At 37.2% G+C, this 18,971-nt stretch carries 17 protein-coding genes; 13 read left to right on the plus strand and 4 right to left on the minus strand.

All coding sequences use genetic code 11. The features are described from left to right. Window positions 1-82: 82 nt before the first annotated feature. The 13 genes from Q360_RS0103945 (at window position 83) to hisIE (ending at window position 12,259) form a co-directional block, all read left to right on the plus strand. Window positions 83-2,110, plus strand: a complete 2,028-nt coding sequence (locus tag Q360_RS0103945) for a vWA domain-containing protein (protein ID WP_027075933.1) — start codon at window positions 83-85, stop codon at window positions 2,108-2,110. A gap of 10 nt (window positions 2,111-2,120) precedes the next feature. Then, on the plus strand, window positions 2,121-2,936 hold the full coding sequence (locus Q360_RS0103950) for a prohibitin family protein (protein WP_027075934.1): 816 nt from the start codon (window positions 2,121-2,123) through the stop codon (window positions 2,934-2,936). 233 nt (window positions 2,937-3,169) lie between these two features. After that, entirely contained in the window at window positions 3,170-4,027 is an 858-nt protein-coding gene (hisG, locus tag Q360_RS0103960) for an ATP phosphoribosyltransferase (protein ID WP_027075936.1), read from the plus strand. 43 nt (window positions 4,028-4,070) lie between these two features. After that, window positions 4,071-5,354, plus strand: coding sequence for a histidinol dehydrogenase (gene hisD / locus Q360_RS0103965; protein WP_027075937.1), 1,284 nt, complete (start codon window positions 4,071-4,073; stop codon window positions 5,352-5,354). Then, complete coding sequence (gene hisC / locus Q360_RS0103970; protein WP_027075938.1) at window positions 5,351-6,394, plus strand: histidinol-phosphate transaminase; 1,044 nt, start codon at window positions 5,351-5,353, stop codon at window positions 6,392-6,394. Before hisD ends, hisC begins: the two co-directional genes overlap by 4 nt. Continuing rightward, window positions 6,391-7,563, plus strand: a complete 1,173-nt coding sequence (hisB, locus tag Q360_RS0103975; RefSeq protein ID WP_051554553.1) for a bifunctional histidinol-phosphatase/imidazoleglycerol-phosphate dehydratase HisB — start codon at window positions 6,391-6,393, stop codon at window positions 7,561-7,563. Before hisC ends, hisB begins: the two co-directional genes overlap by 4 nt. Before the next feature lie 57 nt (window positions 7,564-7,620). Further along, complete coding sequence (hisH, locus tag Q360_RS0103980; protein ID WP_027075940.1) at window positions 7,621-8,202, plus strand: imidazole glycerol phosphate synthase subunit HisH; 582 nt, start codon at window positions 7,621-7,623, stop codon at window positions 8,200-8,202. After that, window positions 8,202-8,624, plus strand: a complete 423-nt coding sequence (locus Q360_RS0103985) for a GNAT family N-acetyltransferase (protein WP_027075941.1) — start codon at window positions 8,202-8,204, stop codon at window positions 8,622-8,624. The genes hisH and Q360_RS0103985 overlap by 1 nt, the downstream gene beginning before the upstream one ends. 3 nt (window positions 8,625-8,627) lie before the next feature. Further along, window positions 8,628-9,365: a 1-(5-phosphoribosyl)-5-[(5-phosphoribosylamino)methylideneamino]imidazole-4-carboxamide isomerase gene (gene hisA, locus Q360_RS0103990; protein WP_027075942.1), complete on the plus strand. Its 738-nt coding sequence runs from the start codon at window positions 8,628-8,630 to the stop codon at window positions 9,363-9,365. Continuing rightward, the gene (locus Q360_RS0103995) at window positions 9,358-9,879 is read left to right on the plus strand and encodes a DinB family protein (RefSeq protein WP_027075943.1); all 522 of its coding nucleotides are present in this window, start codon (window positions 9,358-9,360) and stop codon (window positions 9,877-9,879) included. The genes hisA and Q360_RS0103995 overlap by 8 nt, the downstream gene beginning before the upstream one ends. Beyond that, window positions 9,879-10,634 (plus strand): imidazole glycerol phosphate synthase subunit HisF, encoded by a 756-nt coding sequence (hisF, locus tag Q360_RS0104000; RefSeq protein ID WP_027075944.1) that lies wholly within the window; start codon window positions 9,879-9,881, stop codon window positions 10,632-10,634. The genes Q360_RS0103995 and hisF overlap by 1 nt, the downstream gene beginning before the upstream one ends. A gap of 101 nt (window positions 10,635-10,735) precedes the next feature. Next, entirely contained in the window at window positions 10,736-11,428 is a 693-nt protein-coding gene (locus Q360_RS0104005) for an aspartate/glutamate racemase family protein (RefSeq protein WP_027075945.1), read from the plus strand. Between the two features lie 207 nt (window positions 11,429-11,635). Next, on the plus strand, window positions 11,636-12,259 hold the full coding sequence (hisIE, locus tag Q360_RS0104010; protein ID WP_051554554.1) for a bifunctional phosphoribosyl-AMP cyclohydrolase/phosphoribosyl-ATP diphosphatase HisIE: 624 nt from the start codon (window positions 11,636-11,638) through the stop codon (window positions 12,257-12,259). Window positions 12,260-12,399: 140 nt separating this feature from the next. On the opposite strand, the gene Q360_RS22220 is transcribed toward hisIE, so the two are convergent. From Q360_RS22220 to Q360_RS0104030, 4 genes are all read right to left on the minus strand, one after another. After that, window positions 12,400-12,777 carry a DUF2306 domain-containing protein gene (locus Q360_RS22220; protein ID WP_051554555.1) on the minus strand — a complete coding sequence of 126 codons (378 nt, stop codon included), beginning with the start codon at window positions 12,775-12,777 and terminating at the stop codon, window positions 12,400-12,402. Between the two features lie 294 nt (window positions 12,778-13,071). After that, complete coding sequence (locus Q360_RS0104020; RefSeq protein WP_027075947.1) at window positions 13,072-14,688, minus strand: M28 family metallopeptidase; 1,617 nt, start codon at window positions 14,686-14,688, stop codon at window positions 13,072-13,074. Between the two features lie 167 nt (window positions 14,689-14,855). Beyond that, the gene (locus Q360_RS0104025) at window positions 14,856-16,301 is read right to left on the minus strand and encodes a sulfatase family protein (protein ID WP_027075948.1); all 1,446 of its coding nucleotides are present in this window, start codon (window positions 16,299-16,301) and stop codon (window positions 14,856-14,858) included. Between the two features lie 94 nt (window positions 16,302-16,395). After that, window positions 16,396-18,681, minus strand: a complete 2,286-nt coding sequence (locus Q360_RS0104030) for a beta-N-acetylhexosaminidase (protein ID WP_051554556.1) — start codon at window positions 18,679-18,681, stop codon at window positions 16,396-16,398. Window positions 18,682-18,971: the final 290 nt, after the last annotated feature.

The following is an 18,971-nucleotide window of genomic DNA, read 5'->3' on the forward strand; positions in this document are numbered from 1 at the left end:
TTTTTGTACGCTGATGTATCTTAATAAAAAACGGCTTGAGGATAAGAAAAAGGAGAACTATGAGAAGCGAGAGAACTAGCGTATGCATATAAACACGGTATTTTTTATAGTTGTAGCTGCGATTTTGTCTGTTGTCGTGGTATATTTTCAATACTATTTTAGGGGCAAGCATAAAGGAAGGCTTCGCATATTACTTTCCGTTTTGCGATATATTGGAATCTTTGGGATTTTACTGTTGCTTATAAATCCAAAATTTTCTAAGGTTAACTATATTTTACAAAAGCCAAATCTTGCACTACTTATAGACAATTCAAGTTCCATTCAGGATAGTGGAAAAAAGGTAAAAGATATAGTGTCGGCGCTTATAAATCATCCGGAGCTATCGGATAGGTTTGATATAACATCTTATCAATTTGGTAAAAGCTTACGGCCGTTGGACAGTCTTTCTTTTTTAGATGTACAAACGAATATTCAACAACCGTTAGCAACATTGGCTGATGTTTACGCTAGAAAAAATATGGCAGTGGTTCTTATTTCTGACGGAAATCAAAATATTGGTCGTGATTACACTTTTTCTAATAAGGTGAATTCTCCACCTATTTATACAATAACTGTGGGCGACACTACAGCATACGAAGACTTGAGTATTGGTCCTATAAACACGAACAAATACGCGTTCTTGAACAACAAATACCCTTTAGAGACTTATGTGTCTTATCAGGGACAGGGCACGGTTAAGGCAAAAGTAGCAGTTAAGGTAAACGGTGCCTCCGTGTATTCAGAAACCATAGGTCTATCCAGGGGTAATAATTTAAAAAATATTAAGACCCTTGTTACCGCAAGTAAGATTGGGGTCAAAAGTATCAGCGTAACGGTACAACCAGTACCTACCGAGCGCAACATTACTAACAATACACGCATAACATCCGTAGAGGTTATAGATGAAAAAACTACGGTTGCGTTAGTTTCTGATATTACTCATCCCGATTTAGGTACTCTAAAAAAGAGTATTGAAAGCAATAAACAAAGACAGGTGGTCATATTAAAACCCTCAGCAGGTTTAGAGGCTTTTGAGCAAGCGGATCTTTTTATTCTGTATCAACCCAATACAGGATTTAGAAAAGTTTTTAAATTTTTGGAACAGAAGCGGTCTAACGTACTCATCATTAGTGGTGTACACACAGATTTCAATTTTTTGAACGGTATCCAAGAAGATTTTAAAATCGAAAACGGTTATCCTCAGCAAGAATTTTTTGGGAATTTAAATAGTGGTTTTTCTAAATATGATATTACGGATTTTGATGTAAGTGATTTTCCACCGTTGGAAAGCGATGCAGGTCCGGTAACATTCAATCAAACTAATGAAACACTACTAGGTATAAGTATAAAAGGAGTTGATATGAAATCTCCTTTGTTAACTGTTTATGGTAAAAACACTATAAAAAAAGGACTTTTAATAGGGGAAGGCTTATGGAAATGGCGGGTACAGTCTTTTAGGAATACTGGAGATTTTTCAAATATGGATACGTTTTTAGGGAAATTGATTAGGTACCTATCCACCAACATCACAAAAAACCGGCTAAACATTACGTATAGCTTTAATTACGAAGGAAGTAATACGGCGTTCATTTCCGCTACCTATTTTGATGCAACCTATGTGTTTGATTCAAATGCTCTAATAGATATTTCGGTAAGGAATAAGGAAACAATGGCAGTAAATATGATGCCTATGGTTTTAAAAAACGCCTATTTTGAAGCGGACTTAACGAATTTAGCGCCTGGGGACTACGAATTTTCGGTAGAAGTCAAAGATGAAAACTATAAAGAAACAGGAGCATTTACCATCTCCAATTTTGACTTGGAAAAACAATTTGTTTCCAGCAATTATAAGAAGATGCAGAAGCTCGCCCAAAGCTCGGGAGGTATGCATACTTTTTCTTCGAATTTTGAACAAATAGCAACAGAATTAATTTCATCTAAAGCCTTTGTTCCTACCCAGAAAAGCATTGAAAATAGTGTATCTTTGATTGATTTTAAAATACTCTTAGGGCTTATCGTTATGGCTTTTTCACTTGAGTGGTTTATTAGAAAATATAACGGATTAATTTAAAAAGAATATGATGGACAAATTACCAAAAATAGCCTTACCGGCTATATTTATTTTTATCATTTTAGTTATTGGAATATCAAAATCAACTGTTACTATAGACTCAGGTCAGGCCGGGGTTTTGTATAAAACTTTTGGAGGTGGTGTAGTAACGGATCAGCCGCCAATGGGCGAGGGTTTTCATCTAGTAGCGCCATGGAATAGAGTAACTATTTATGAGGTACGACAACAAGAAGTGCTTGAAAGTATGAATGTATTGTCAAGTAATGGTTTGGATATCAAATTGGAAGCATCTGCATGGTTTGAACCAATACGTAATGATTTAGGTAAATTGCACCAAGAGAAGGGTACAGAGTATATCCAACGTGTATTACTACCTACAATTCGGTCAGCAGCAAGAAGTGTTGTTGGGCGTTATACACCAGAACAATTGTACTCGAGTAAAAGGGATGCAATCCAACAAGAGATTTTCGACGAAACTCAAAAAATAGTTGAAGGACAATACATTCAATTAAATGAAATACTGGTACGGGATGTTACATTACCCCCAACGATAAAGGAAGCAATAGAGCGTAAACTGAAGCAAGAGCAGGAGTCTTTAGAATATGAATTTAGATTAGTTACCGCTAAAAAAGAAGCTGAAAAAGTAACAATTGAAGCACAAGGTAAAGCAGATGCAAATAGAATTTTGAGCGCGTCATTGACCGATAAGATTCTTCAGGATAAAGGTATCGATGCTACGTTAGAATTAGCAAAATCGCCAAACTCTAAAGTAGTTATTGTAGGCAGTGGAGACTCTGGCTTACCATTGATTTTAGGAAACAACTAATAAACGTTTAGAATTATTTTGTTTCATTTTAAACTTTTGTTTTGTGAAATCGAAAATACCGTTTACTTTTACATAGTAATGCAAAATAGAACTATACATCATCATTTCCACACATACGCTTAGGCGAGGTAGGAATGTATTGTAGTAGTACAACATATTTAAAAACCCGTTTGAGCAATCAAACGGGTTTTGTTTTTCGACCTGTTTTGGTTGTTCAACATCAATAAAGACAAATGACAAGAATTAGAATTGCAATTCAGAAATCAGGAAGGTTGAACGAAGATTCCCTTCAAATACTTAAAGACTGTGGTATCTCTATAGATAATGGGAAAGATCAGCTAAAAGCGTCTAGTAGAAACTTTCCTATGGAAGTATTTTATTTACGTAACGGTGATATTCCGCAATACCTTAGAGATGGCGTGGTAGATATTGCCATCATAGGTGAAAATGTATTGATAGAGAAGGGAACGGATATTACTATTGTAGAAAAGTTGGGATTTTCTAAGTGTAAAGTATCTTTGGCCGTGCCAAAATCTTTTAAATACAACTCTGTGAAAGATTTTGAAGGAAAACGCATTGCCACATCCTATCCAAATACTGTAAAAAACTATTTGGCTAGAAAAGGAGTAAACGTAGACCTGCACATTATTAGTGGTTCTGTAGAAATTGCACCTAATATTGGTTTGGCGGATGGTATTTGCGACATTGTTTCTAGTGGTAGTACGTTGTTCAGGAATAATTTAAAGGAGGTGGAGGTAATGCTTAAAAGTGAAGCCGTTTTAGCAGTTTCCCCATCTATTTCTGAGGAACAAAAAGCAATACTACGTAAATTAAAATTTAGGATTCAATCGGTTTTAAGAGCACGGCAGTCAAAATATGTATTGTTGAATGCACCAAATGATAAGCTTAATGAGATTCTAGCGCTCTTACCAGGAATGAGAAGCCCCACGGTACTTCCGCTGGCAGATAAGGGATGGAGTTCTGTGCATACGGTAATTAACAAAGATACCTTTTGGGAAGTGATAGATGAATTAAAACAAGCTGGTGCAGAAGGTATTTTGGTTTGCCCAATTGAGAAGATGGTTTTGTAAGCCCTCTTGATTTTGATAAACGTTAGGACTAAAAGGAAAGCAAATGAAGAAAATATATAATCTAAAAAAAGAAGATTGGAAGGACGTTTTAAGACGACCTACACAGACTGTGGAAGCTATTGAAGGTTTGGTAAATGATATTTTTAAGGAAGTCGAGGCAGAAGGTGATGCTATTATTAAAAAATATACGCAACAGTTTGACAAGGTTTCATTAGATGATTTGTTGGTCACACCTGCAGAGATTGCAGAGGCTAAAAAGACAGTTTCGCCAGGTTTAAAGGCGGCGATTCAATTAGCAAAATCAAATATTGAATTATTCCATAAGGCACAAGTTACAGATAGGGTGGAGGTAGAAACTACAAACGGAGTTAGATGCTGGCAAGAAAAGCGTCCCATTCAAAAAGTAGGGTTATACATACCAGGAGGAACAGCCCCTTTATTTTCAACAATCCTTATGTTAGCCGTACCAGCAACAATAGCTGGTTGTAAAGAAATTGTACTTTGTTCACCACCAAATACCGAAGGTAAATTAGACCCTGCTATCCTGTATACCGCATCACTCTGTGGAGTAACTAAAATTATAAAAGTTGGTGGGATTCAGGCAATTGCAGGAATGACTTTTGGTACGAAAACAGTACCACAGGTTTACAAAATATTTGGGCCAGGAAATCAATATGTAACGGTAGCAAAGCAGCTTGCCACAAAGCATGGAGTTGCCATTGATATGCCTGCCGGACCAAGTGAATTGCTGGTCGTTGCAGATGATTCAGCGAATGCTGCTTTTGTAGCATCAGATTTATTGAGTCAGGCGGAACATGGAGTGGACAGTCAGGTCATTCTCGTGTCAACATCAAAAGATATGATAGCTAGCGTAGAACGTGAAGTTGCGTTACAATTAGAAGATTTACCTAGAAAGGAAATTGCACGTCAGGCAATTGCCAACAGCAAATTGATTTTTGTTGAAGATGACCAAACGGCTATTGATTTAATCAATGAATATGGTCCGGAGCATTATATTGTCTGTGTGTCTAACGAGGATTTTTATTTAGAAAACACGGTAAACGCAGGTTCTGTTTTTATTGGTAATTATACTCCAGAAAGCGCTGGAGATTATGCTTCTGGAACAAATCATACCTTACCCACAAACGGGTATGCGAAGCAATATAGTGGGGTGAATCTGGATAGTTTTATGAAGAGTATGACCTTTCAGAAGATTTCAGCAGAAGGTATTCAGCATATAGGAAATGCAATTGAGTTAATGGCAGAAGCTGAAGGTTTACAAGCGCATAAAAATGCAGTTACACTTCGTTTGAATAGTTTAAAATGAGTTTCAATCTAGAGAGCATAACACGAGAAAATGTAAAGGGCCTAAATCCTTATTCTTCTGCACGGGATGAGTATGTTTCAGATGGCTCTAAAATGGTATTCTTAGATGCCAATGAGAATCCGTTTGAGAATGGTGTAAACAGATACCCAGACCCTAAACAACGCAGTCTTAAATCTATTTTAGCCAAGCAGAAAGGTATAAAGGAAGAAAATATACTTCTAGGAAACGGTAGCGACGAAGTATTAGATTTGTTGTTCCGTGCCTTTTGTGAGCCTAGATTGGATAACGTTATCACGTTACCCCCTACGTATGGTATGTATCAAGTGTTATCAGGGATTAATACGATAGAAAACCGAACCGTTTTGTTGGATACTGATTTTCAGCCGAATGTAGATGCGATTTTAAACACTATGGATACCAATTCTAAAATGTTGTTTATCTGTTCGCCCAATAACCCCTCTGGCAATAGCATATCGAGCCAAAAAATTGAAATATTACTGGAAAACTTCAAAGGCTTGGTAGTCATAGACGAAGCTTATATTGATTTTTCATCTGAACAAAGTTGGGTGTCTCAATTATCCAAATATCCAAATTTAGTGATAACACAGACGTTGTCTAAGGCATATGGTATGGCTGGAATCAGGCTAGGAATCTGTATCGCTTCGGAACAGATAATAGCTGTTCTAAACAAAATAAAACCACCGTATAATATAAATGAATTGACGCAGCAAAGCGCAATGGAACGCGTATCCGACCAGAAATCTGTGCAAGAAGAAGTTGCTGTCATTCTTGGAGAACGTAAACTACTTATAGAAGCCTTATCGGAAATTTCCTTTATTTTAAAAATATATTCCTCAGATGCCAACTTTGTATTGGCTAAAGTGGATGATGCTTTAAAACGATACAATCAGTTGTTAGAGAAAGGAATCGTAGTTCGTAACCGAACAACGCAGCCCCTTTGTGAAAACACATTACGATTTACGATTGGAACTCCCGAAGAGAATACCCTTTTAAATACCGCATTAAAATCATTAGTATGAGTTACGTAAAACAAGAAAAAAATATTTCTTCTAGAGGTAAACGTGTCCTATTTATAGACCGTGATGGAACTATTATAAAGGAAACCGCAGAAGAACAAATAGACGCTTTTGAAAAAATGGTATTTTACCCTAAAGCATTCACGTTTTTAGGGAAAATTGCCAAGGAGTTAGATTATGAGTTGGTTATGATAACCAATCAAGATGGCTTGGGAACCGATGTATTTCCCGAGGATACCTTTTGGCCTGTACATAATTTCATTCTAAAGTCTTTTGAACAGGAAGGTGTTGTTTTTAAAAAGGTATTTCTGGACAGAACTTTTCCACATGAAAACGCAAATACTAGAAAACCAGGAATAGGTCTTCTAACCGAGTATTTTACTGATAGCTATGACCTTGAAAATTCCTTTGTAATTGGTGATCGATTGACCGACATAGAACTGGCTAAAAATCTTGGAGCAAAAGGAATTTTTATCAATGACGATACCCATCTAGGTACAGGTGAAATTACGGTTAAGCGAGAAGCCTTGGATAGTATTATTGGATTGGAAACCAATGATTGGGAAAAAATATATGAGTTTTTAAAACTTAAGGAACGAACCTCGGAAATAACAAGGAAAACCAACGAAACAGATATCTATATTAAGTTGAACTTAGACGGCACTGGTAAAAGCGATATTAAGACAGGGCTTGCATTTTTTGATCATATGCTAGACCAGTTAGCGCGTCATGGGCAAATGGACCTTACGATTAAGGTAAATGGTGATTTAGAGGTTGATGAACACCATACCATAGAAGATACTGGAATCGCACTGGGAGAAGTTTTTTATACTGTATTGGGAAATAAATTAGGTATTGAGCGCTATGGCTTCTGTTTGCCCATGGATGATTGTTTAGCTCAGGTAGCTATAGATTTTGGAGGACGTAACTGGTTGGTCTGGAAGTCCGATTTCAAACGTGAAAAAGTAGGCGACATGCCAACAGAAATGTTCCATCACTTTTTTAAATCCTTCACGGATGGTGCGAAGGCCAATCTAAATATAAAGGCAGAAGGTACTAACGAACATCATAAAATAGAAGCTATTTTTAAAGCCTTCGCTAAGGCTATAAAGATGTCTGTAAAACGAGATGTCGAAAAAATGGTTTTACCGAGTACTAAAGGAATGTTATAATAGTAAAAGACTTTAAGATTTGTTTTTACTCGGTACGCAGTACCTAATACTAAATTAATGAAAATAGTAATTATTAATTACGGAGCAGGAAACATCCAGAGTATCAAGTTCGCCATTAAAAGGTTGGGGCATACCGCTATTCTGAGTAATGATGTGGAAGAAATTCGAAATGCAGATAGAGTCATATTTCCAGGTGTTGGAGAGGCGAGTAGCGCCATGGCTAAACTTTGGGAAAGTGGTTTGCACGATTTGATTCCAAGCTTAAAACAGCCGGTACTAGGAATTTGCCTAGGTATGCAATTGATGTGTAATGCATCTGAAGAAGGTGGGACAGAGGGGTTAGGTATTTTTGATGTAAATGTGCTTAAGTTTGGTACTACTGTAAAAGTCCCACAAATAGGCTGGAATCAAATAACCAATTTAAAATCTCAATTGTTTAAAGGGATTAATGAAAAAGAGCATATTTATTTGGTACATAGTTTCTATGCGCCAGTTTGCGCAGAGACTATTGCTGAATGTGAGTATGGTTCAAGATACAGTGCTGCGTTACAAAAGGATAATTTTTATGCTACTCAGTTTCACCCAGAAAAAAGTAGTACGGTTGGTGAAAATATCTTATTCAATTTTTTAAAAATGTAATGGAAAATAATTTTTTCATCTCAAACGATAAACGTTTATTGAATGTATATGCCATAAAACATTTCATAGCTGATGAATATTGGAGTGATGGCAGAATCGTGGAAGATGTTGAAAAGACAATATTGAATTCCTATTGTTTTGGAATGTATACCCTAGAAAATGAACAGGTTGGTTTTGCAAGGGTGGTGACAGATTACATATATTTTGGATATTTTATGGATTTCATCATATTTACAAAGTTTCAAGGTAAAGGATATGGTAAAAAACTAGTAGCGCATATGCTTAAGGATGATGTTATAAAAAGCCTTAAAACAGTAGCCTTAAAAACCAAAGATGCCCATAGTTTTTACCAACGTTTTGGATTTAAAAAAATTGGAGATTCACCTATATGGATGAGCATAGATAAACAAAATTTACGTTAAAAAATGAGAATAATACCCGCCATAGATATCATAGACGGTAAATGTGTTCGACTCTCAAAAGGAGATTATGATACCAAGAAAATATATAACGAGCATCCTTTAGAAGTGGCCAAGGAGTTTGAAGCAAGCGGAATTCAGTTTTTACATTTAGTAGATTTGGATGGAGCAAAATCTAAACACATTATAAACCACAGGGTGCTTGAACAGATTGCCTCTCAGACCCAATTAAAAATTGATTTTGGGGGTGGTTTAAAGACAGATGAAGATTTACGTATCGCTTTTGAAAGTGGCGCAAGTCAGATTACTGGAGGCAGTATTGCAGTAAAGGACCCAGAAATATTTTTAGGTTGGATTGAAAAACATGGAGCTGATAGAATTATCTTAGGTGCCGATGCTTTGGATGAAAAAGTGGCGGTTTCCGGATGGCAAGAGGAGTCTAAAGAGGAACTAATTCCGTTTATTCAATCATATCAAGCCAAAGGTATTCAATATGTGATTTGTACCGATATTAGCAAGGACGGCATGTTAGAAGGACCTTCATTTGATTTATACCAAAAAATAATGACTAGAATAGCTGGTGAACAGCCACTTAAACTCATTGCATCTGGGGGAATAGCTACGTTTGATGAATTGCCCAAACTTGCCGAATTAGGTTGTGAAGGTACCATTATTGGTAAAGCAATCTATGAGAATAGAATTAGCCTAAAACAACTGGAAACGTACATTTTAAGCCATGGATAAAGAAGAGCAGCTTATTGAAGAATTGGTTAAAAATACACTTTATCGGATGGATGAAAGTACCCGTATGATTAATAGGAGCTTGGATGAATTAACCGATGAAGAAATCTGGCAAAAACCTAACGCTTCCCTAGCTAGTATAGCAAATTTGATTTTGCATTTGAGTGGAAATATTTCTCAATATATCATTTCGTCGCTTGGCGAAACAGAGGATAAACGAAATAGGGATGGGGAATTTATAGCAATAAGTGGACTCACAAAAATAGAGCTACTTCAAACACTGAATGCTACTGTTAATACGGCCAAACGGGTCATATTTGATGCTACAATAGATCAATTTTTGAAGATGAGGCAAGTTCAAGGTTTTTCCTTTTCGGGAGTAGGGGTCGTTTTACATGCTGTAGAACACTATTCCTATCACACCGGTCAAATTGCATTTTGGGTAAAGCAGTTGAAAAATAAAGATTTAGGATTTTATGAGGGAATGGATTTGAATACCAAAAATAATAAAGCATAATGCTCGCAAAAAGAATTATTCCCTGTTTGGATATAAAAGATGGTAGAACCGTAAAAGGTATCAATTTTGTTGATTTGCGAGACGCTGGCGATCCAGTAGAACTTGCAGAAATATATAGCAGAGAAGGTGCTGATGAGCTTGTTTTTTTAGATATTTCGGCAACGGAGCAAAAACGAAAAACCTTGGCGGACTTAGTCTACCGTATTGGCGAAAAAATAAATATTCCGTTTACCGTGGGTGGTGGTATTTCTTCGGTAAAAGACGTTGATATTCTATTACAGAATGGTGCAGATAAGGTTTCCGTTAATTCCTCGGCGGTTAAAAATCCGCGATTAATCAATGATTTAGTGGCTAAATTTGGATCGCAATGTATTGTTGTGGCGATTGATGCAAAACAAATTGATGGCAAATGGACGGTACACTTGGTAGGTGGAAAAGTGCCAACCGAGTTAGACCTTTTTGATTGGGCCAAGGAAGTGGAACGAAGGGGTGCTGGAGAAATACTATTTACCTCTATGGACAATGACGGTACCAAAGACGGATTTGCAAACGAAGCACTGGCTCGTTTATCTACCGAGCTTAACATTCCCATTATTGCATCAGGAGGTGCTGGAAATATGCAACATTTCACCGATACCTTTGTAAAAGGAAAAGCGGACGCAGCCTTGGCCGCCAGTGTTTTCCATTTTAAAGAAATTGAAATAAACGATTTAAAAAAGGAGTTACAAAAAGAAGGAATTCCGGTTAGATTATAAAATTATTGTTAATACAATATAGAATTGAGTCACAATATTTAAGGTAACTAATTTCGACTGCGCTCAGGCTTACAAGTAGCAGGAATTTTTAATTCAAAACCATGAAGAAAATAGGATTAATAGGCGGTATCACATGGCAATCCACACAATTGTATTATCAATTATTAAATACTAAAGTAGCCGAAACTTTGGGTAATCAACATTCATGCGAGTGTATTATTGAATCGGTTGATTTTGCAGAAATATCTAAAAAACAGGCTAATGGTGAATGGGATGTGTTACATGCTCAAATGACGGATATCGCGTTACGACTGCAAAACGCAGGTGCAGAAATCATTCTAATCTGTGCCAATACAATGCATCTTAGTGTTCCAACGATGAAAAGAAGTATCTCGATTCCTTTGTTACACATAGCGGAAGTAGCCGGTAAGGCAGTACAAAAAAAAGGATACCAAAAAGTGTTACTGCTAGGTACAAAATATACGATGGAATTGGATTTTTACAAAGACATCCTCAAAAATCAATTTGGCATTGAAATCTTAATACCTAATAAAGAGGATAGGGATGTGGTACATAAGGTAATATATTCCGAGCTCGCTAAGGGTGTTATAAAGGTTGAATCTAAGAAGTATTATTTAGAGATTATTAAAAAAGCCGAAAAAGAAGGTGCACAAGCTGTAATTTTAGGCTGCACCGAAATACCTTTATTAATTCGAAAAGAGGACTGTGATATTGCGGTTATCGATACGACCAAAGAACATGCTTATGCTGCTGTTAAGTTTGCTTTAGCCTAGTTAATTGTTAATATAACTAAAGGGTATTCTGAACCTGTTTCTGTGTCGTCCAATAAGAATCTGACTATGTGGTTGTGTTGCCAAAGAGCATTCTAAATGACGAGTAATAAATAAGTAATGAAACGTGATTTTGAGCCTGAGTAAAAGGGAATAGAACATGAAAGGCCTTAGACCGTGCTCATACGGACAAATAAAAAATTATAGAAAATGAATAAAAAAAATTGGGGTTTTAGCATACCGAACTGGGAAAAGATGACAAACGGATTAGTACCAGCCGTCATCCAAGACGCACGCACCAAAAACGTTTTGATGCTGGGCTACATGAACCAAGAAAGTTTAGAAAAAACCCAAGAAACGGGGAAAGTCACGTTTTTTAGTCGTTCCAAGCAACGCTTATGGACCAAAGGGGAAGAAAGTGGCAACTTTTTAAATGTGGTCAGTATTAAGAACGATTGTGATCAGGATTCCTTGCTCATTTCCGTAGACCCGGTAGGACCTGTATGCCATACGGGTAGTGATACTTGTTGGGCTGAAAAGAACGAATCGCAATTCGGCTACTTTTCGGAATTAGAGAATACTATTAAACTACGCCGTAACGCAGCCGATGGTGAAAAGTCATATGTGGCATCCCTATTCAACAAGGGCATCAATAAAATAGCCCAAAAAGTAGGGGAGGAGGCCGTGGAAACGGTAATTGAAGCTATGGACGATAACGATGAATTGTTCCTGTACGAAAGTGGCGATTTATTATTTCACTATATGATACTCTTGCAAGCAAAAGGATTTACGCTAAAGGATATTGAGTCGGAGTTGATCAAACGAAAGAAATAGTTTATAATTTGTAGCTGTTAATCTTTAGATGGTAAATTTTTAAAGGTTGAGTAAAAGAGGTTTGATGGCGCTTCGTTGTTAAAACTAATGGCAGTTAACCGCCCGTTGGTAACTACCGGCTAGCAACTACTCTCTGCACACTATTTTTTATCCTCCAAAAAACACCTCATGTAAGTACTCCCTGGTACGAACGTAAATCCGCCTGCGATAATGATGGCGCCAAAGTACAGCAAAATCATTTTCCGTTTATGGACTTTCACATTTCCTTTTTTTATCGCCAGATATGCTGTGGGAACCTCATAAATAGTTAGAAAACTAAAACTATGTATCCATCCAAAGTGATTCAAGAATTGTGGGCCTACGTCTGCGAGCATACAGAGTGTAACACAAGCCGTAAATAGCATTAACACCATATATACGCGTCCAAAACCTTTATGAATCGTGGTGCCTTTTTTAATAATTAGTACTAAGGTGCCTAAAATAAAACAGGGAACTACGGGCACTAGGTGAAGGTTCATAAGTGTATTGTATTCCGTACATAAATTTTTTAAGTTGATAAGTTTTATTAGGTACTAGTCCATTTTATCTGTTGTACTATTCCCTGTAATTGAGTTATTTAAAGTAGTTTTAAGCTTCTGTATGCGGTTTAAAAATAGCGTGATAATAATAAATCGAATGTTCATAAAGACCATGATTTAGACAAATCAGAGGTAATGAAAAGTGTCCAAAACAAATACAGGAATTTTTTCCTTGACAACATAGATTAATTGAGTGACTGTATTCAATAAAAACACTAATTCCCAGCGTTCCGCTTATTCCCTTGCAGCTTTAAACTCGCTCCCATCATACCATTTGGGAAAATTAGCTTCATTGGATAATTTCAATCCTACATTAAAAAAGAGTTGTAAATCTAGCTGGACGCCACTCAATTCAGTTATTTCTGGATTGTATTCATCAGAAGGTTGATGGTATTTATTGTTAATGTAATCATCCTTTAGGGCTTGTATTTCCTCAATAGATTTTGTGAAGCCTTCGTAAGACCCACCTGCATACAAGGCAGGAATACCAATTTTTGCAAAATTGAAATGATCCGATCTAAAGAAATACCCTTTTTCAGCTTCCGGGTCTGGAATGATGTATCTGTCTTGGGCAAGCGCTGCTTCTTTTGCATACATATCCATTTCAGATTGTCCATAACCCGTAATCGTTAAATCTTTCATTTTTTCTGGACTATCTAGGGCATCCATATTAATGTTTGCTATCGTTTTTGAAGGGGTATAAATAGGATTTTCAGCATAGTAAGCGGAACCTAACAAGCCTTGTTCTTCTCCGGTAACTGCTATGAATACCAAAGAGCGTTTTGTAGGACCGTTATTCTTGAATGCTTCTGCAATCGCTAACAAGCCAGCTGTTCCTGATGCATTATCCACGGAGCCATTATAAATTGAATCCCCATTAATTGTTTTTGCAATACCAAAATGGTCCCAATGTGCGGAATAGATGATCGTTTCATCTTTCCGTTCCGTACCGGGTATTAATGCTACTACATTTTTAGAAACATCTTTTTTAATTTCATTCTTTATGTCTACCGAAACCTTTAAGTCTAAAGCAATGGGTTTAAAGCCTTTTTCTCTGGATATCACTTTAAAATCTTGACCTTTCATAGTCGATGCTTCCATCATTTTTTGAGCACTCGCGCCACTTATCCAAGATTCTACATGTAGAAGTGGTAAATCACTTTCAATAGTTAATCTGGCACCAGTCCAACCAGATTCAATTACGTTCCAACCGTAAGAGGCTGGCTCCGTATCATGGATTATAATAAGCCCTTCTGCACCTTGTCGTGCCGCCTCTTCATACTTGTAGGTCCAACGACCATAATAGGTCATTTCATTCCCCTTGAACAAGGTGGAGTCACCAGATTTAAAACCAGGATCATTAATTAAAACGACCGCTGTTTTCCCTTTCCAATCGATGCCTTCGTAATCGTTCCACCCATATTCTGGAGCGACAATGCCATAGCCTGCAAAAACAAGCTCGGAATTCTCCAAACCAATATCAGTTACCGGTTTATTTGTAGTGGCTACAAAATCCTTTAGGTAGTCCAAATTGAAGCTGCCTTGAGTTCCCGAAATAAGCATATGCTCAGATGGGGCTCCAGTAATTTCTACCATGGGTACATCTTGAAAATAGCTATTTCCGTTTCCAGGTAAAAGACCTAGCTTTTTAAATTCATCTTTTAAATAGTTTACGGTAATAACTTCACCAGCTGTAAATGGTTTTCTCCCTAGAAAATCATCTGAAGCTAAACGCTGCATATGTTTGCCAATCGTAGTTTGGTCTACTTGTACCAAACGGGTAGTTTCTTTTTTGTTATCGGTACAACCAATACAAAGGATGATGATTAATAGCTTTACATAATTCTTCATAGTTGGTTTTTTAGTTAGATTATTACTGGCACGCGTTTATAAAACCCTTTAAATGGTAGATATCCTCTAATTGACCGAAAGTCGCTAATATTTGGAATACTTCAAATCTAAAGAATACTAGCTAGTTTCCATATTTCATATACCTATTAATCAATTAGCGTTAGGTTTTATTTTATATCCCAAAAAGTACCTTCTTTTGTTATTTGTTCCTCAAACCTTTCTACATCAGTTCGAAGTTCTGAAACTTTTCCTGGGTATTGTTTTGATACATCAATTCGCTCTCCTAAATCTTTTTCGACTTGAAACAATAAAGGCGTTTCTCTAGACGCAGTAAAGCCGTAATTATTTTTAGTTTGAGAACCGATACGAATATGTAATTTCCATTTGTCTTTTCGAATTGCTGAAGGCTGGTTATCGGAATAAGAATAGAAAAATTTAAATTTATCGAGCTTGCTTTTATAGTACTCAGGCATTAATAATGAACGAATATCTCTGCCGTCAATAGTGCTCTCTTTTGGTAATGCTACACCCGTTATTTTGAAAATTGTCGGCAATATATCTAAGGTACTAATAGGAGTTTGTTCATTTCTGTTTCCTTTAATTTTGGCAGGCCAACTAATAATTCCTGGTACTCGATGTCCTCCTTCCCAAGTAGAACCCTTACCGTCTTTAAATGGAGTGGCGTAACCAACTTGCAATCTCGTATCCCCATATCTAGTATCAGACTGATTACTAAATTTAACCCAAGGCCCGTTATCTGAAGCAAAAATCACAATTGTATTTTCTGTTAAGCCGGCATTTTCTAAAGTTTGCATAATAGCACCAATAGAAGCATCCAACTCTTCTATTACATCTCCAAGAACCCCATTACGAGACGTGCCTTTAAATTTGTCACTAACAAAAAGGCCAAGGTGTGGCATGTTATAAGCAACATACGCAAAGAATGGCTTCTTTTGGTTTTCTTTTATAAAGTCAATAGTCGCTTTTGTACATATACCAGTTAACGATTCTGAAATTTTTACATTATCAGGTAAGTCTTTTGCAATTAGTTCATAACCAGGAATTGGGTTTTTACCTAGAGGATTGCTTTTTATAAGCATTGAGGTACGGTAGTCGTGCGAAACATTTGTTCCAATCCATGTGTCAAATCCATGTGCAAGAGGCAGTGTTTCTTTAGAAAATTGATTGTTCTTGTTGGGTGAGCCCAGATGCCATTTCCCAAACAGCCCTGTTTTATAGCCTACAGATTTTAAGCCTTCAGCAAGGGTTACTTCTTTTTTATGGAGATGTTTCTTTGCATTAGGACCAATTACCCAAGAGCCTAATCCCGAGCGTCCAGGATAACGTCCTGTTATTAGGGAATAGCGCGACGCAGAACATGCTGGGGAGGTAACATAAAACTGCGTAAAATTAACCCCGCTCTCTTTTAGTTTTGTGATATTCGGCGTTTTTATGGTAGGGTTCCCGTTGTGTGCAAAATCTCCATATCCGCTATCATCAAGATAAAACAATAGCACATTGGGTTTTGTATCCTCTTTCTGTTCAGCATCGTTACATGCCCCTCCAACAAATAGAAGAATAACACTGAAAACTTTTAAATAATTTAATTTCATAATAGGTATGGAAGATGGTTAAAATTTAGAATGGGTGAAATTTATAAGTAGTACTAGTTAATTTTGATAATTTGGTATAATTAGCTGTGGTGGTTTACTTGACCGTAACTTCATCAACAAATAGCCAGGCATCTCCTGATCTAATATGCCATTCTGGTAATTGACCTCTATTTTTTGCTGAAATTTTAATAAAGGAAACATTTTGTTTTTCAAAGGCAGCTTCTATTCTTTTGATAATAGGATCTCTGCCCTTTATTGTTTCCAATTGTTCCGCGAATACAGTTGTATAGTCGGTTCCATTTTCTGAAATGGCAATCATAACCTCGGTGGGTAACATCACAGACGTGGCGGCAATGTGCTGAAAAAAGTTTAAACCAATATAGGATACCCCATTGACTTCACTTAAATCAATAGTTACCTCGAAATCTTTTTGAGGAAGTCCCTGCCAATTAGGGTCGTCGCCCCGGGAGTTAGCAAATGCATTATCGAATAAGGCGAAATCGCCACCACCGCTATAGCTCTGGTTATACATATTGGTATAGGCAATGGCGTAGGTATCGCTGGAGCCTGTAGAAAAGGTTTTTTTTAATGGAAACCCTATTGGCTTCCCATTTCTAAAAGTCTGCGCATATACATCTATGGGTGCCGTGTAGCGAATGGGTTCCCCATACAGACCAGAACTTAGGGTTGGAGCAGTACCATCCAAGGTATATCTGATGTCATGTATACCCAGCTCGTTTTGTAGTTCGAGCACGAATTCTTTTGTTGTTTTAGTATAGCTGACCTTATAATCGGGAGACAAGGAACTCTCGGCAAAAGTATAGTCTAATGCCGTTAACCTATCAAAATGGATAGCTATTTTTTTGATGAATTGCTGTTCGTTTTTCTGATTAGGGTTTGTCCACAATGCTTCGGATAAAGCCGATAGCCTTGGTAGCATCATATATTGAATATGACTCAGTGACTTAATCTGCTCGGTCCAAAGGTTTGCCTGCCCTCCTAGGATGTGATGTCTTTTATCAGCTGCAATATCCCCTGGAACAGGATTAAAATTATAAACTTTAAGTAGGCTATTATAACCGCCCCACGACGGTGGCTCAAATTCACTTTTACCTTGGTTATGGTCAAAATATAAGGGAGAACCTGGTGACATCACGACATCGTGACCAGCGTTTGCGGCTTCAATACCGCCTTCAAAACCTCTCCAAGACATAACCGTTGCTCTTTCCGGTAAACCACCTTCCATAATTTCATCCCAGCCTAATAATTTTTTGCCTTGGGCATGCACAAATTTTTCCATCCGTTTTACAAAATAACTTTGTAGTGCTTCGCCACTAACCAGATCTTCGTTCTGCATTCTTTTTTTACATTTTGTACAGCGCAGCCAAGCGTCCTTGCCAACTTCATCCCCACCAATATGCACGTATTTATTTGGAAACAGCGGTGTAACTTCCCTAATAATGTTTTGTAAAAATTCAAAGGTCGCATCGTTTCCTGCACAGTACACCCCAGAATTTTCGGTACCGTCACAACTCAATTCAGGATAACACTGCAATGCTGCTTCAGAATGTCCTGGCATTTCAATTTCGGGAATTACATCAATATATCGTTCAGCGGCGTAGGTAATTATTTCGGTGATATCGTCTTTGGTATAATATCCGCCATACACCTCGCCATCGCCATCTTCATATGTAGCCTCAAAGTCTTCCCATGGCTTCTTATCGGCCTTTACCTTTCGCCAAGCCCCTTTTTTAGTCAATTCGGGGTATTTGTCAATCTGAATTCTCCATCCAATGCCATCTGTCAAATGCCAATGAAACTTATTCATTTTATGCATGGCCAAAATATCGATGACTTGTTTAACAGAATCTGTTGCTAGGAAATGACGCGAAACATCCAACATCATACCGCGCCACCCAAACGCTGGAGCATCAGCTATACTTATAAAATTAAGTGCTGGTTTTTTGAGTATTGTTTTTGGTGTTAGTAACTGTTTTAAGGTTTGTACCCCATAAAAAACCCCATGGTAAGAGTTTCCACGGATTAAAACACCAGATGTAGACACCTCCAGTCCGTATGCCTCTTTACCCCCTTGTTCTTCGGATAAGATGAGTTGGATAGCATTCGTTTGCGATGCTGTTGCTATCTGTAGGTTTAGCTTAAATTTTTCAACTAAAAAGGTTTGGAGTGCTTCAGCGATTAACCGACCTTCTTTTGAATCTGCTACAACAATCTTGGTTTCCGTTGTTATTAAAAAAGTACCTTCTTGGTAACTAATTTTGTTGGGTTGGGGAATAATACTCATTTTTGGGATAGGCTCGTTTTTACAGGAGGCCACGGTAAGAATGGAAAAAAACAGAAATAGTTTAAAAAATTTCATGGCACCTTTAGAATTTCAGACGTTTATGTTATGCTCAGTTTTGTATGTATCCTATACTTTTTTTTGCAAGGAGCAAGCTATTAATTTATACCTCCTAGATAGTACAATCTTTTCGATTGTTTTGATTTTATCCCATGAAAAGCAACCGCAGAGGTCTACCGGTCTAAAAATACACAGACTTTCCAGTGTAACCAATAGCCGAATTACATAAAGCTGTTATTGACATCCCTGTAGTTTCTTTCCAATTGGGTATCATTAGTACGAATACCTCAATTTTCTTCTCTTGTATA

Origin of the sequence: Maribacter antarcticus DSM 21422, assembly GCF_000621125.1 — a bacterium.
Classification (GTDB): Bacteria; Bacteroidota; Bacteroidia; order Flavobacteriales; family Flavobacteriaceae; genus Maribacter; species Maribacter antarcticus.